This window comes from Longimicrobium sp., from assembly GCF_036388275.1.
Classification (GTDB): domain Bacteria; phylum Gemmatimonadota; class Gemmatimonadetes; order Longimicrobiales; family Longimicrobiaceae; genus Longimicrobium.
Genome location: NZ_DASVSF010000083.1, coordinates 18903 through 32718, shown reverse-complemented (window position 1 = coordinate 32718; position 13816 = coordinate 18903). Strand labels below are relative to the sequence as shown.

General features: G+C 67.1%; 10 protein-coding genes and 1 pseudogene. 5 read left to right on the top strand and 6 right to left on the bottom strand.

Translation table 11 applies throughout. The features are described from left to right. Nucleotides 1–58: 58 nt before the first annotated feature. Entirely contained in the window at nt 59–871 is an 813-nt protein-coding gene (locus tag VF632_RS17110; protein WP_331024143.1) for a DUF4105 domain-containing protein, read from the bottom strand. A gap of 242 nt (nt 872–1113) precedes the next feature. On the opposite strand from VF632_RS17110, the gene VF632_RS17105 reads away from it, so the two are divergent. Together VF632_RS17105 and VF632_RS28275 are read left to right on the top strand one after the other, a co-directional pair. Further along, nucleotides 1114–1869 (top strand): glycosyltransferase, encoded by a 756-nt coding sequence (locus VF632_RS17105; RefSeq protein ID WP_331024142.1) that lies wholly within the window; start codon nt 1114–1116, stop codon nt 1867–1869. Further along, nucleotides 1781–2317 (top strand): annotated as a pseudogene (locus VF632_RS28275) (glycosyltransferase family 4 protein); the annotation flags it as partial. The gene VF632_RS17105 and the pseudogene VF632_RS28275, both read left to right, overlap by 89 nt. Before the next feature lie 1111 nt (nt 2318–3428). Here the strand turns inward: VF632_RS28275 and VF632_RS17095 are convergent. The 5 genes from VF632_RS17095 to VF632_RS17075 all read right to left on the bottom strand — a co-directional run bounded on the left by VF632_RS17095 (nt 3429) and on the right by VF632_RS17075 (nt 9560). Continuing rightward, nucleotides 3429–6956, bottom strand: coding sequence for an AAA family ATPase (locus VF632_RS17095; RefSeq protein WP_331024140.1), 3528 nt, complete (start codon nt 6954–6956; stop codon nt 3429–3431). A gap of 172 nt (nt 6957–7128) precedes the next feature. Then, entirely contained in the window at nt 7129–7722 is a 594-nt protein-coding gene (gene mscL / locus VF632_RS17090; protein WP_331024139.1) for a large conductance mechanosensitive channel protein MscL, read from the bottom strand. A gap of 46 nt (nt 7723–7768) precedes the next feature. Beyond that, nucleotides 7769–8191 (bottom strand): hypothetical protein, encoded by a 423-nt coding sequence (locus VF632_RS17085; RefSeq protein WP_331024138.1) that lies wholly within the window; start codon nt 8189–8191, stop codon nt 7769–7771. Between the two features lie 24 nt (nt 8192–8215). Then, the gene (locus VF632_RS17080) at nt 8216–8728 is read right to left on the bottom strand and encodes a DinB family protein (RefSeq protein WP_331024137.1); all 513 of its coding nucleotides are present in this window, start codon (nt 8726–8728) and stop codon (nt 8216–8218) included. 103 nt (nt 8729–8831) lie between these two features. Then, nucleotides 8832–9560, bottom strand: a complete 729-nt coding sequence (locus VF632_RS17075; RefSeq protein WP_331024136.1) for an arylesterase — start codon at nt 9558–9560, stop codon at nt 8832–8834. On the opposite strand from VF632_RS17075, the gene VF632_RS17070 reads away from it, so the two are divergent. Genes VF632_RS17070 through VF632_RS17060 form a run of 3 tightly spaced genes read left to right on the top strand, consistent with a single transcriptional unit; the run spans nt 9553 to nt 13680 of the window. After that, complete coding sequence (locus tag VF632_RS17070; RefSeq protein WP_331024135.1) at nt 9553–10230, top strand: ABC transporter ATP-binding protein; 678 nt, start codon at nt 9553–9555, stop codon at nt 10228–10230. The genes VF632_RS17075 and VF632_RS17070 overlap by 8 nt on opposite strands. After that, a complete protein-coding gene (locus VF632_RS17065; RefSeq protein WP_331024134.1) occupies nt 10227–12863 on the top strand; it encodes an ABC transporter permease in 2637 nt (878 codons plus the stop codon). The genes VF632_RS17070 and VF632_RS17065 overlap by 4 nt, the downstream gene beginning before the upstream one ends. Before the next feature lie 40 nt (nt 12864–12903). Next, complete coding sequence (locus tag VF632_RS17060) at nt 12904–13680, top strand: SDR family oxidoreductase (protein WP_331024133.1); 777 nt, start codon at nt 12904–12906, stop codon at nt 13678–13680. Nucleotides 13681–13816: the final 136 nt, after the last annotated feature.

Sequence of the window (13816 nt, the reverse complement as noted above, 5' to 3'; positions counted from 1 at the left end):
CCATGCAGCGATACCCGCCTTGTGTGCGGTTGCCGATGCTTAATGGTCAAGGCAGTTGTTAGGTCCGGATGCGGGTGGAGAAGTCGCGCCGAGTGATAAAGGCGCGAACACGCTCAGTGACGTCAAAGTAATGGCGGGCCTGTTCGAACTTCAGGTCAGTATCCAGCAATCCACACTTGTGGAGGAGGCGGTCGGACAAGCCTGGAAATACCCATCTGGCGGTAGCCGGCACCCGGTTAGGTACGGTGCGGTGGATAGCCCCGAGTATCCGCGTCGTGCAATTATCCGTAATTGTGTTGTAAAAAACGGGCCGCTCCTCAATAGCCCGCGCGGCGCCGACAAGCTCAAGAAAAAGTACGCGAGTGTCCTCAGGGGTGAGCCGCAGAGGATAGAGATGAACGCGATTGCGACCGGCAACAGCTCGCGCACCCATCATGTCTCGCTCCTCTGCGATCAAAATCATAAGCTCGTACGACCGTAGCGCCCCCTCCCAGAGCGAGTACTTCCTGCCTGCGACCTTACGTGCTTCAATGGAGATGCTGACGTACTCACCTCCTGAGATCTCGAAGGTTACAAAGGCGTGTGCCAAGCCTCGCCAGCGATCCCGAAACGGAATGACTGAATACCACACGCGCTGCAGCTGGTCTAGGGAGACAGTCCGTTCACGAAACCGCGGTGTGGGATCTCCCGGGGGGCGGTAGTGAAAGTCGCGCACGTTGCGCACGTGCACCACGCCTTCGCAAATCGTGACCCCTGGTATGGTGGCTTGATCTGGCCGCCACTGGCGATCATGCGAGGGACGCGCTGTAAGCCAACGGCGGAGGTAAGATGTCACCAGCACCGCCACGATAAGAGCAATCAATGACCACATCGAGAAGACACCAATCTTGGAGTTACCCTGGGACAGAATAGCAGCGCCTACGCGCGCGGGGCCCAGGTGGTCGCGGGCACTGGTATAGACGGGACACGCAGCCTACCAGACTAGCCGCACACGACTAGGTGCTTAACGTACCTCACTACAAAGAGAATGCCCAACCTTGTGACACAATGGCTCGGAACCGCAACTGCTCTGCGGACAGGGATTGACACATCTGTGGCTTTCTGGCTGGCAGCATGTTAGATTCTCCCTCTGAGAACGTCCTCTACATGCTCCGGGTGCTCTGTTCGATAACTACTGATTATTCGATGCAGATTTGTGTGCTTTGCCTGACGGACGATCCCTTCGATCCGCCCGGGCACGGGCGGCATGGCGGCTCCCATAGGGTTATGTTCGACATGGGACGTCATTTCGTCCGACGCGGCGCGACCATCACTTACGTCTGCCGCCGCAACTCTACGGACAAGGCAACGTTCGAGCAACTCGGTGCACGGTGCCGAATTCATCGCATTCCGGTCGGACCTCCCGAGCGCATGCCGTACTACGCTTGCGCCGGTCTGCTGGATGAGATGACTGAGGCGGTCGGGGCGACTATCGACCTTACTCCGGGGTCTTTCGACTGTCTGGTCTCCTACAACTGGCTCTCAGGAGAGGTGGCCGCGCGGCTCTGCCCACCTTCAATCAGCCACACCCATTATGTCCTGACCTTGGGGAGAGCAAAGCGGGCAAGCGGCGAATCCAAGGACAAGATCAGCGATTTTTGGCTGGCCTGCGAGGACAACGTGTTCGCGCATGCACGTTACGTCATTACCGGTTCCACGCGCGAGAGGCAGGACCTACTGAGCCTGTACCCCGCGGTGAACCCCGAGAAGATTTTCTGCATTCCGCCCGGAGTGGACCTGAATGTCTATGGCAGAAGACCTCGAAGCGCCGATCATCTTGTTCGCCGGGCGTCCGATCGTTTCAGCGAAGGGCCTAACGACGCTGGCTGACGCACTCCTCCTGCTGGAGGCGCTCCCAGACCTGCCCGCATACATCGTGTGGCTGATTGGGGGAAATGAGCAGGAACGCGCGTTCCTGCGCCAGTTCGCCGCTTGGCATCCAGGAATGCGGCGCCTCCAGCGCGCGGGGCGTTGTGTAGCTTGGGGACACGTGGAAGGAGACTCGCTGGCCGAGATCTACTCGCGTGGGCGGGTGCTGGTGATGCCTTCCCTTTACGAACCGTTTGGGCTGGTGGCCGTCGAGGCGATGGCGTGCGGATGCCCGGTGATCGCAACCCGCACTGGCGGCTTTCAGGACACGGTGGTGCCTGGACTTACGGGCGAGCTTGTCCCGGTCGACTCGCCTCAAGCGCTCGCAAACGCGTTGACGGGGTTCCTGCGTAGCCCGCAGAAGGCAGCTTGGCAGGGTGAAAACGGAGAGGTCTGGATCCGTCGGCGGTTTGACGCCTCTCTCGTATACGACCGCCTATACGAGGTGGTGACCCGCGGGACGGACCCGGGGGACCAGCTGTCCGCGCCGCCAGTAGAGCAGTGGCGTGGATTCGCCGTGGAGGAGGCGGTTCCCGCGTTCGAGGCCCTGCTCGGCAGGCGGATCGAGTGCTTCAGCAACAGCTCAGGGCGGAGCCAGACAGGTGCGAGGCTCATCGTCGGTGGGGACGCGCTGCACGCCAAGATCATTGCTGCGCGGCCGCCCCGGCTCACTACTATCTTTCCGCTCCCCCTTCGCCTTAATCCTCCTACGCGCTCTGCGGAAATCGTGGCGAGATACCGGATCCTAGACGCGTCCGGCCTTGCACCGCGGCTGGTGGCGTCCTGCAACAAGCGCGGATTGCTGGTGACCCAGTGGTGTAAGCCCGCCTGTGACGTAACGCTCGCGACCGGGATGGCGCTGATGAGGGAGTTCAGCGTATTCGGCGCGGGGGTGGCGGAGCCATCCGCAATCGGCCGCTACTTGGACGCGCTCCGCATCCTCGCACATCAAGGCAGCGAGGCTGCCCTAGGCACGCTGGATAACGCCTCGGCCCAAGTTAACGCGCCGCTCACTGGGGGGATCGCGCGGTTCCAAAGGACACATCCCCAAGCGGAACTGATGCGGATCGCCTTCCACGTTCGGCGCCGCACGTGGGCGCTGCCGACCGACGTCGCCGCCCGCGTGGAGGGGGTTGTCGAAACCTTTCTTCATGCTTGTCCCTTTATTGTAGCGCGGCCGGAGCTTTGCCACGGAAGCTTGAAGCCTATGCACGTGCTGCAGGGACCGTCGCGGCTTGTCACCTGCGACTTGGACACGGCCATGTTCGCGGTGGGGCCGATGGACCTGATCCACTGGCTGTACAGCGACGGCAGGCTCTTCGAACAGAGCCTGCCGTTCGCCTTGGTCCACCTCCGCAGGCTCATGCCCGAACAGCGCGATTTCGTGCTCGCCGCGACCTGGCTGCTGGTGTTCATCCTCCACCACCTGCTGGACCGGACGGTGAAGGGAGATGCCGAGCGGGTCGGCGACTACGCCCGGTACCTCGCGGGATGGCCGGAGGCGGTGTTCCGCAGCGGGCTTACTCGGTCACCAGCGCACGGAGACGGGTACGGACCTGCTTGAAGTGATACTCGAGCTTGCCTGGAAGCGGATCGTGGCCCCGATCGGCTGCTGCGCACGCCAGACGCTCCACCTCTACCCTCGCCTCGGCCGGGAGGATGGAGAGCAGCTCCTCATGCTCAAGTGAGCCCTCCCGCGCGCGCAGTGCAACGTTTATCGCGGGGAGCACGTGCCGCTGAGCAAGCCAGGGCGCCTTCGCGCCAAACCCACGCTCCTGCTCAGCGCGTACACGTACGCCCTGTAGGCTCCTACGGTCGTAGGACAGGACGCGATCCGGCTCGCCGAGCGCCTCAAAAAGCGTCGACAAATTCGCGTCCACCCGCCACAAGCGCCGGAAGGTCCCGTACTTCACCCCCAGCCGCGCCCCCTCCTCCAGGCTTAACCGAGCATCAGCCAAACGGCCGTGGAGGAGGTGAAGGAGCCCCCGGTTGAGGTGAAGTCGCACGCGGAGCACCTCCCGGCTGACCGTCGCGAGTTCGGCCTCGCACCGCTCTAAGTCCGCCTCCGCCTGCGGCAGATCGTCCAGGAGCAAGGCCAGATAGCCGCAGCTAATGAGGTACTTGACGGGGGTGTCCCTCCCCGCGGCGCCCAACGATATGCGATGCGCATCGCGCCAGAACGGCATCGCGCTAGGCGGATCCACGTAAAGGAGGGCATAGCCACGGTAGTCCAGCAGGCGTGCGGACTCGGCGGGGGTCAGGCGGCTGCCGCGCGTGCGCTCCACGTAGTCCAGGATCTCGTTTGCCCGGCTAAGGTCGCCGCTCTGGCGCGCGCAGAGGAAGAGCCGGAACAGGTTCTCCAAACGCTCTGGTCCGTCCTCGTTTGCCCGCGCGTACCGGGCCTCGGCCTCCTCGTGGTGGCGCGCGGCCGAAGTGAAGTCGTCCCGCTCCAAGTCGGAGAACCCTTGGAAGTACTCTAGCCGTGCCCGGCCCAATTCGTCGCCCAAGTGCCGCGCCAGCATGGTCCCCTCGGTGAAGAGCGGCTCGAACCCGTGCTGGCGCCCCACGCCGATACGTGCCAGCCGCGCCATGCACTCCAGGATCAAGGCGAAGGCGCGGTGCATCCGATCGGGGCGGTAGGACGCGGCGAGGGTGCGCGGCAGATGGCGCATGCCCTCGTCGATAGCCACCAGCCCGAACAGGTCTTCGCTCCCGGCAAGGTCGCCGAAGCGGTCGGGGTCCACCACGGCCAACTCTAGCAGCCGCGCCTGAAGCGCATCCCAGTGCTGGCCCTCCTCCGTCGCGCGCTCCGCCGCCTCGCCAGCCATCCGTTCGCACGCGGTCGCATCACCTGCGCAGTAGGCGAGCCTAGCGCGCGAAACCGGCGGCAGCCGCCCGCCTTCCGCATGCAGCAGCCCGCGCGAAAGCCGCTCTAACTGTGGCGTGTCGACCCTGTCGAGGAGTGCCGTGCGGATCAGATCGTGGGCGAACTCACCAACAACCTCGCCCTCCTCCCACGCGGTGCGAAGGATCTCCCAGCGGAAGAGCTCCCGCTCTAGCTGCACGTCCAAGAACCCTTCGTCGCCACCGCTAGCCATTGCGGCGGCTTTCAACGGGAAGGTTCGCCCCCACACGGCACCCGCGCCGAGAAAGTTGTCCAGCGCGGGATAGCCGACCTGAAGCTTGGTGATCAGGAGTGCCAGCCGGTTCCGGGTGGCACCCGTTAATGCTTGGGTGCTGATGCGCCTGCGGAACGCGTCCAAGTTTTCAATCGCGAATACCGCTCCTTCGCCGGGGCGGACCCGCTGGATCCACCCCTTCTGCTCCAAGAAGATGACTGCTTCCTTCAGCGCGAAGGGCGTGGACCCCACCTGCCCGATAATTAGATCAGCGAGCGGCGCGTCCAGCCCGTCAACCGTTGCACGCAGGAGCGCCCGCGCGTCCGCGGCACCTGGCGCGGGTAGATCCACCAGTCCACTGCCCAAGAATTCAAACACGGACTGAAGTGGGTCGGAGAGCGGCTCATGCGCGCTCAGCCCGCCTGATTCGATCAGCGGCCGGGAGGTCGCCACGAAGAGCACTCGCCCTCGCGAGCCGTGGCGGAGGAGTTGCAGCGCGCCTAGGAGCAGTTGCAGCCCCGAAGGTTGCAACTCGTGCAGGTCCTCCACCACAAGCACCACCGGCCGGTGCGTCGAGGCGAACGACAGCACAGCCATGAGCGTCTCGGCCAAGTCTTGGGGAACCGTTCCCGATGTGCCCCCCTCCCAAATCGCCAGCAGCAGCCCGGCCATCCGGTCAGCCGCGCGTTCGTGCAACCCCCCTTTTACCAGGAGTTGGCGCACCAGCGCGCCCGCAGCATCGGCTGGTTCAAAGGAAGGGAGGGAGAGCGCCGCCCTCGTAACCCGCCTAAAGATGCCGGACGCGTCCCGGAAAACCCCTCCCCGGACGGTGATCTCCAGAGGCCCTGCCGTCAGCCACCGCCGCCGCAGCCGTTGAATAAGGTGCGACTTTCCTGTCCCGGCTGCGCCGCGGATACCCACCAGCCCGATCCCGCCGTGTTGCAGCCACTGGTCCACCTGGTCGCAGACCGCCGCCGTCCGCAGCCGCTGCGAGGTCAGGTCAGTGGGGAAGAGCACCTGCTCTCCCACCAAGGCGGACCCGGTACAGTCCAAGGTGACCTTCCGCCGCCCGCCGCGCACGCCCACTTTGAAATCACACGCGTCCAGGCTTGCCCCAGGCTCCGGGTACGCCACGTACACGGTGCGGCACCGCTCGTTGGCCAACAGCGGTGGAAGGCACGTAGTGGAGTAGATGCTGAGCCGTCCGGCGTACGGGGGAGACGAGAGAATTCCGCAGTGCTCACCGGTCCGAAGGGGGGGGTCCCCCGCATCATAATCGGCAATGATGAAGAGCGGTTCGCCGGGCTCAAGCTTCACCACGGCCGCATTGAGTTCGGCATCCGTCGTGAAGAGGTCCGCGGAAAGACGCAGCGAAACCGCCGGTCGGCGGCGGACCGCCCCCGGCGCCAGAGCCGAACCAGGGGCTCGGACGGGCGTCGTGACCGCCGTGGCAGGCAGGTGGGCAGTGCTGTTCAGCGGAAGCGTCGTAAGCCGCAGCAAGCGGCGCCCGTCCACGAAGGCGCAGGAGAGCCGGTTGTTGAAGCAGAACGTTCGCATCTCGCGAATCACCCGCTCAGCAAAGCGGGTGTTCGTAACGAGGACTAGCTTGTTTACCTGCTGGTTACTGGCGAGGATGACGTGGCCGCCCACACGGTTCATGTTGATGCTGCCGCGGCCTGTGTGCTTGACCTCCACCCAGATGCGGAGCACTAGATTAAGATCGTCGCCGTTCTCCGTGTAGCCCGACTGGAAAATGTAAATCCCTTCGCCATCGCGTCCGCCATCGTGCTGAAATGCTGTGGGCTCAATGGTGATTCCCGAAGCAGCGTAGCAGCGGCTTAGCACGTCGACGGCAAAGCGCTCGAACTCCTGCCACCCCCACATGCGCAGGGCGCTAGCATCAGGGGGCGGATCGGCGGGCGAAGACATTATTGTATTGTCGGAAGTGGAGGCCACGGAGCGGCGCCATATAGCGGATAATCAGTAGTTATCACCGCAGATTCACGCCGGACCAAAATCTCCGGATTGTTGCCTTGAGACTGAGCATCCAACGGAGCGCGGCGCGCTCCAGAGCCGCCGTCAAGAAATCTGGACGATTAAATCATGCTTGCTGGGATGGGAGCCCCGACACGTCCGACGTGCAATGCGGGCAACGGATGGCAGCTAAATGAATGCTGGAGTAGCAGAACGGGCACTGCTTCTCGGCGGCGGCGGGCGGCGCTTCGGGCGGGCGGGTGCGCTGGTAGGCCTTGATGATCAGGAATACGGCGAAGGCGGTGATCAAGAACGCGATCACGTTGTTGATGAACAGGCCGTAGCTGATGATCGGCGCGCCGGCTTCCACCGCCGCCGCGCGGGTCGGGAACGCGCCGCGGCCCAGGTGCAGGTACAGCTCCGAGAAGTCGACGCCGCCGAGCACCAAGCCGATGGGCGGCATCAGCACGTCGTTCACGAACGACTGCACCACGCCCGTGAACGCGGCGCCGATGACGATCCCGACGGCCAGGTCCAGCACGTTGCCGCGGGTGATGAACTTCCGGAATTCGTCGACCATGAAATGCCCGGGGTGCGGGTGAGTGGGATGCGCGGCGGAATGGAGAGCTCGAGTCGCGCGTGATACAAGCATGGCGATCCATGGATTTCCAACGAGAAGCCGCGCAGCCAGTTTCGCCGCGCGGCTTTCGTATTCATGCACCTACGCTCCGGCCCCCCCGGTCCATGCGGGGAATCCGGCGCCGTCGTCATTGTTTCCGGTACACCCAGGTGGATCCGAGATCCACGACGGTCATCTGGTTGGCGGAAACGACTCCTCGGAACGTGCCGGTCAACGGGCCCGTAGCCGTAAACACCACCGTGTCGGCTCGTTGGATCACGGTGCCTGCCTCTTCGTAGCGCTCCGTGGTCACGCTGGCTCCGTCGGTCTCACGAAAGTCGATCGTGTACGTGTACGAGCTGTCACGCTGGATCGCCATTTCCGCCCCGGCGACTTCGACCTTGTACGTGGGCCCCTGCTCCATCCAGGGCGCAGGCAGGCTTGCGCCGTCCACGCTCTGCAGTGCGTAACGACCCGCGGCCGACATTCCCTTCGGCCCGGCTGGGTCACCGTTGCAACCGGCGAGGGCTGCCGCGAGCACCAGCGCGGCCACGCGGATCGTCTTCATCATCTTCGGTAGTGCAGTGCGCCTGTCCTACTGCTCGTCGGCGGTGGGGCCGTAGATGGAGGGCACCGGCACGTCCAGCAGGCGCAGGTACACGCTCAGCTGCCCGCGGTGGTGGATCATGTGGCTGAGGCAGAAGCTGCGCAGCACCGCCAGCCGGGGCATCGACAGGATCACATGGTCGCCGGCGCGCAGCGTCCAGCGATCGCCGAACGTGGACTCGTCTGCGTTCTGCAGCGCCTGGCGCGCCTCGGCCGCGTTGTCGTCGAAGCGGCGCATGATCTCCGCGGTCGTCGCGGGCGGCTCGGTGCGCGGGGCCCCGGCCACATCCAGCTCGTTCTGCCTGATTGTGGTCGTAACCCAGAACGGCATCTGGGTAAGGTGCGTGGCCAGCTGCCCCAGGCTGAACGACTTCGCGTGCGGCTTCCAGTCCAGGTGCTGCTCGGGCACGCGCTCCAGCACGCGGCGCGTGGTCTCCAGCTCGTGGTCCAGGTCGCCCAGCGCGAGCTGCTTCAGCGACGGGGCGGATGCGGTATCGGTCATCGACGGATCGGGCGGTGAGGGTGGCTCGGATCAAGACGCGGTCAGCCATCCAACCTGCCGAGCGCGTCCCCCGCTGACAAGACCCGCATCCACGCGGTCCGCCTCACCCTCCGCGCTGACTCGTGCCCGCGTCGCGCAGCACCGGCTCCAGCGCCTTCCACACCGTGCGCGCGAGGACGTGGTGCCCCTGCGCATTGGGATGGATGGCGTCGGCGATGTTCAGGTCGCGCTCCGTGGCCACGCCCTCCAGCAGAAAGGGGACGAGCGGAACGTCGTTCTCCTCGGCCAGGTCGGGATACACGCGGTTGAAGCGATCCACGTAGGTGCGCCCCAGGTTGGGCGCGGCCAGCATCCCCACGAGCACGATGCGCGTGTTGGGCTTGGCGGCGCGCACGGTGTCGATGATCCCCTGGATGTTGGACCGCAGCGCGGTGACGGGCAGGCCATTGAGCATGTCGTTGGCACCTGTCTCGATCACCAGCACGTCGAAGGGCTGCTTCAGGAGCCAGCCGCGGACGCGCTGCAGGGCCCCGGCGCTGCGCTCGCCGCTCAAGCCTGCGTTCACCACCTCGAAGGGCAGCCCGGCGGAGTCGATCTTCTGCTGGATCAGCGCGGGATACGCCTGCTCGCGCTCCAGCCCGTAGCCGTCGGTAAGGCTGGTGCCCAGGAACATCACCACGCGCCGGTCGGCCGCCATGTCGTCCTCGGCCGAGCCGGCGGGGTTGGACGAACTTTCGGCGGAGCCGTTGCTTTCGGGGGCGCCGCACCCGACAATCAGGGCCGCCAGGGCCACCACCGGCCCGGCACGGCGCAGGGAAGACAGAATGCTCATCGCTGACAATCTCCAGAAAACGTACCGCAGCGGCGGACATCCGCTGGCGGCGCTCAAAAACGTAAACTTCACCGTGAATCCCGGCGAAACGGTGGCCATCGTGGGTCCATCCGGCAGCGGAAAGACCACGCTGCTGGGGCTGCTGGCCGGCCTGGACCGCCCAAGCGCCGGCCGCGTGCTGCTGGACGGCACCGACCTGGGCGCCCTTACCGAGGACGCGCGCGCCCGGCTGCGGCGCGAGAAGATCGGCTTCGTCTTCCAGTCGTTCCAGCTGATCGCCATGCTCACCGCCCGCGAGAACGTGGCCATTCCCCTGGACCTGGCGGGCGAGCGGGGAGGCGCCGCGCGCGCCGACGAGCTGCTGGAGCGCGTGGGGCTGGCCGGGCGCGGGCACCACTATCCCGCGCAGCTTTCCGGCGGCGAGCAGCAGCGCGTGGCCCTGGCCCGTGCCTTCATACACCGTCCGAGCATCCTGTTCGCCGACGAGCCCACGGGCAACCTCGATGCCGCCACGGGCGAGCGCATCATCCAGCTGATCCTGGAGCTGAACCGCGAGCGCGGCACCACCGTGGTGCTGGTGACGCACGACCCTGCCCTGGCCGGGCGGATGGGCCGCGTGGTGCGCCTGGCCGACGGTGCCGTGGTGAGCGACGAGCGGAGCGGCGCGTGAAGGCCCTCCGCCCGCAGGCCATCCGTCCGCTGTTCGCGCTGGCGTGGCGGGAAAGCCGCTTCGCCCGGCGCCGGCTGCTCCTCTTCCTTTCCTCCATCACGCTGGGCGTCGCCGCGCTCGTCGCCACGCAGTCGTTCGCGGCCAACCTGCTGGCCGGCGTCCGCGACCAGGCGCGCGCCCTCGTCGGGGCGGACGTCAGCCTGAGCAGCAACCGCGCGCTCGGGCCGAAGACCGAGGCGCTGCTGGATTCGCTGCGGCGCGCCCGGGTGCCCGTGGCGCGGGTGACCGCGTTTGCGTCGATGGCGCTCGTGGAGCGCACGGGCGCCGCGCGGCTGGCGCAGGTGCGCGCGGTGGAGCCGGGCTATCCGTACTACGGCGAGATCGTCACCGCGCCGGCGGACCGCTATCCCCAGCTGCAGTCGGGCCGCAATGTGCTGGTGGACCCCGCCATGCTCACCGCGCTCGACGCCCGCGTGGGCGACGTGCTGCGGCTGGGCGAGTCCGCCTTCACCATCATCGGCACGCTGGAAAAGGTGCCGGGCGCCGTGGGCGTGGGCGCGCTCTTCGCCCCGCGCGTCTACATCCCCGCCCGCTACCTGGCGGAAACCAGGCTCGTGCAGCCGGGCAGCCGGGTGGACTACGAGGCGTACGTGCGCCTTCCGAATCCCGCGGCGGCCGACCCGCTCGTCGAAGGACACCGCCCCATCTTTCGCGCGGAGCGGGTGAGCGCCAACACGGCCAGCGAGCAGCAGGCCGACATGGCCGAGGCGCTGGGCAACCTGGGCTCGTTCCTGGCGCTGATCGGCACCTTCGCGCTGCTGCTGGGCGGCATCGGCGTGGCGAGCGCGATGGGCGCGTACATGGCGCAGAAGCGCGACACCGTCGCCACGCTGCGCTGCCTGGGGGCCACCGCGCCGCAGGTGATCGTCATCTACCTGCTGCAGGCGGGGGCGATGGGGCTGATCGGCGCGGCGGCGGGTACGGCGATCGGCGTGTCGGTGCAGTGGGTGCTGCCGCGGCTGCTGGCCGACCTGCTCCCCGTGGACGTGGAGACCGCCGTCAGCCTGCCCGCGGTGGCGATGGGAATCGGCATCGGCGTGTGGGTGGCGGTGGCGTTCGCGCTGCTGCCGCTGCTGGGAACGCGACGGATCTCGCCCCTGGAGGCCATCCGCCGCCGCGTGGAAGCGGAGCCGACCCGCCGCGGGCGTGACCCGTGGACGTTCGGGGGATGGCTGCTGCTGGCGGCTAGCATCGTCGCGCTGGTGCTCTTCCAGGCCCAGGACGTCCGCACCGGGCTGGGCTTCGCGGCGGGGATCGCCCTCACCCTGGCCGCGCTGTGGCTGAGCGCCTGGGGGATGACGAAGCTGGCCCGCCGCGCGCCGACCCGCGCGCTCCCCTACCCCGTCCGCCAGGGCGTGGCGAACCTGTACCGCCCGGGGAACCAGACGGCCGTGGTCGTCCTCGCGCTCGGGTTCGGCGTGTGGCTGCTAGCGACCGTGTACCTGGTCCAGCGCAACCTGCTCGCGCCGCTCGCAATCAACGCGGAGAGCCAGGGCAACCTGCTGCTGTTCGACATCCAAGCAGACCAGGAGCAGGGCGTCACGAGCGAGCTGGGGCGGTCGGGAACGCGGGTGATGCAGCGCGCGCCCATCGTGCCCATGCGCATCCACGCCATCAACGGCGTCCCCGCGTCGCGCCTGGCCCCGGACGATCCCGATGCGGACGCGGAGGGCGCGCCGGAGCAGCGGCGTCCGCGCCAGGGCGAGCGCCGCGCGTCGTCCGACGGCGACCGGCCGGAGCGCTGGGCGGTGCGGCGCGAGTATCGATCGACCTTTCGCGACGACCTGATCCGCTCGGAGCAGGTGATGGAGGGGCGCTGGTGGAAGCCGGGGGCTGGCGGCGCGGATCGCAGCGGCGTGGCGGAGGTGTCCATGGACATCGCCGTGGCCGAGGACCTGAAGCTCGAGCTGGGCGACACCATCACCTGGGATGTGCAGGGCGTGCGTATCCCCACGCGCGTCACCTCCATCCGCGAAGTGGACTGGGGGCGGCTGGAACCAAACTTCTTCGCCGTCTTTCCCACGGCGGTGCTGCAGGGCGCCCCGCACACCTGGGTAATGCTGGCGCGCGCGCCGTCCGCGGATGCGCGCTCGGCCGTGCAGCGCGACGTGGTGCGGCGGTTCAGCAACGTGGCGGTGCTGGACCTTACGTCCATCCAGGCGGCCATCGACGAGGTGCTGGGGCGCGTGGCGGCGGTCATCCGCTTCCTGGCGGGCTTCAGCGTGGCGACGGGGTTCATCGTGCTGCTGGGCGCGGTGCTGGCGGGCCGGCTTCAGCGCATCCGCGAAAGCGTGCTGCTGCGGACGCTGGGCGCCACGCGCCGGCAGATCGCGGGCGTGCTGCTGGCGGAGTACCTTGCGCTGGGGCTGCTGGCCAGCGCCGCGGGAACGGTGCTGGCGATCGGCGCGGGGTGGGCGCTCGCGCGGTGGCTGTTCGAGACGGACTTCGCGGTGCCGGTGCTGCCGCTGCTCTGGCTCTCGCTGGGGGTGACGGCCATCTCCGCCACGGTGGGCATGCTGGCCAGCCGCGAGGTGTTCCGCCACACGCCGCTGGAGGCGCTGCGCGAGGAGTGATGGCGATGATCAACAACCTGAATCGTGAGATGCTGATCCCATGAAGCTTTCCGGAACCGTCCTGATCACCGGCGCCAGCGCGGGGATCGGCCAGGCGTGCGCGCGCGCGTTCGCGGCCGTCGGCGCGCGGCTGGTCCTTACCGCGCGTCGCTTCGAGCGCATCGAGCGCCTGGCCACGGAGCTGCGCGAGGAGCACGGCACCGAGTGCCACCTGCTGGAGCTGGACGTGCGCGACCGCGAGTCCGTCTTCGGCGTCATCGGTGGCCTGCCTTCGGAATGGGCGGAGATCGACGTGCTGGTGAACAACGCCGGCCTGGGCCGCGGCGTCGACAAGCTGCACGCGGCCGATCCGGACGGCTGGGACGAGATGGTGGATACCAACGTCAAGGGCCTGCTGTACGTTTCGCGGGCCGTCACGCCGGGGATGGTGCAGCGCAGGCGGGGGCACGTGATCAACCTGGGCTCCGTAGCCGGCCACGAGGTGTATCCCGGCGGCGCCGTCTACTGCGCCACCAAGCACGCCGTCGGGGCGATCACGAAGGGGATGCGGATGGACCTGCTGGGGACGGGCGTCCGCGTGAGCACGGTCGACCCGGGGATGGTGGAGACGGAGTTCAGCGTGGTGCGTTTCGGGGGCGATGCGGAGCGCGCGGCGAACGTGTATCGCGGCATGACCCCGCTGACCCCCGCCGACATCGCGGATACGGTCGTGTGGGTGGCGACGCGCCCGCCGCACGTGAACATCGACGAGATCATCATCAAGCCCACCGACCAGGCCAGCGCCACGCTCGTGGATCGGCCGGGTGCGAGGGCCTGAACGACGCACCCGCGGGCAGAGCTGAACCCCGTTTCACGCAGAGGTCGCAGAGGAAAAAGAGAGGACGCAGAGGGCAGCCCACCCCTCTGCGTCCTCTCTGTCTTCTCTGCGACCTCTGCGTGATCGCTTTTGGCCG

Bases quoted from the DNA above. Each gene is read 5' to 3' on its own strand.
- VF632_RS17095 (WP_331024140.1), bottom strand. From the start codon at position 6,956: ATGTCTTCGCCCGCCGATCCGCCCCCTGATGCTAGCGCCCTGCGCATG.
- VF632_RS17060 (WP_331024133.1), top strand. From the start codon at position 12,904: ATGAAGCTTTCCGGAACCGTCCTGATCACCGGCGCCAGCGCGGGGATC.
- VF632_RS17080 (WP_331024137.1), bottom strand. From the start codon at position 8,728: ATGACCGATACCGCATCCGCCCCGTCGCTGAAGCAGCTCGCGCTGGGC.
- VF632_RS17070 (WP_331024135.1), top strand. From the start codon at position 9,553: ATGCTCATCGCTGACAATCTCCAGAAAACGTACCGCAGCGGCGGACAT.
- VF632_RS17085 (WP_331024138.1), bottom strand. From the start codon at position 8,191: ATGATGAAGACGATCCGCGTGGCCGCGCTGGTGCTCGCGGCAGCCCTC.
- VF632_RS17075 (WP_331024136.1), bottom strand. From the start codon at position 9,560: ATGAGCATTCTGTCTTCCCTGCGCCGTGCCGGGCCGGTGGTGGCCCTG.
- VF632_RS17105 (WP_331024142.1), top strand. From the start codon at position 1,114: ATGTTAGATTCTCCCTCTGAGAACGTCCTCTACATGCTCCGGGTGCTC.
- VF632_RS17110 (WP_331024143.1), bottom strand. From the start codon at position 871: ATGTGGTCATTGATTGCTCTTATCGTGGCGGTGCTGGTGACATCTTAC.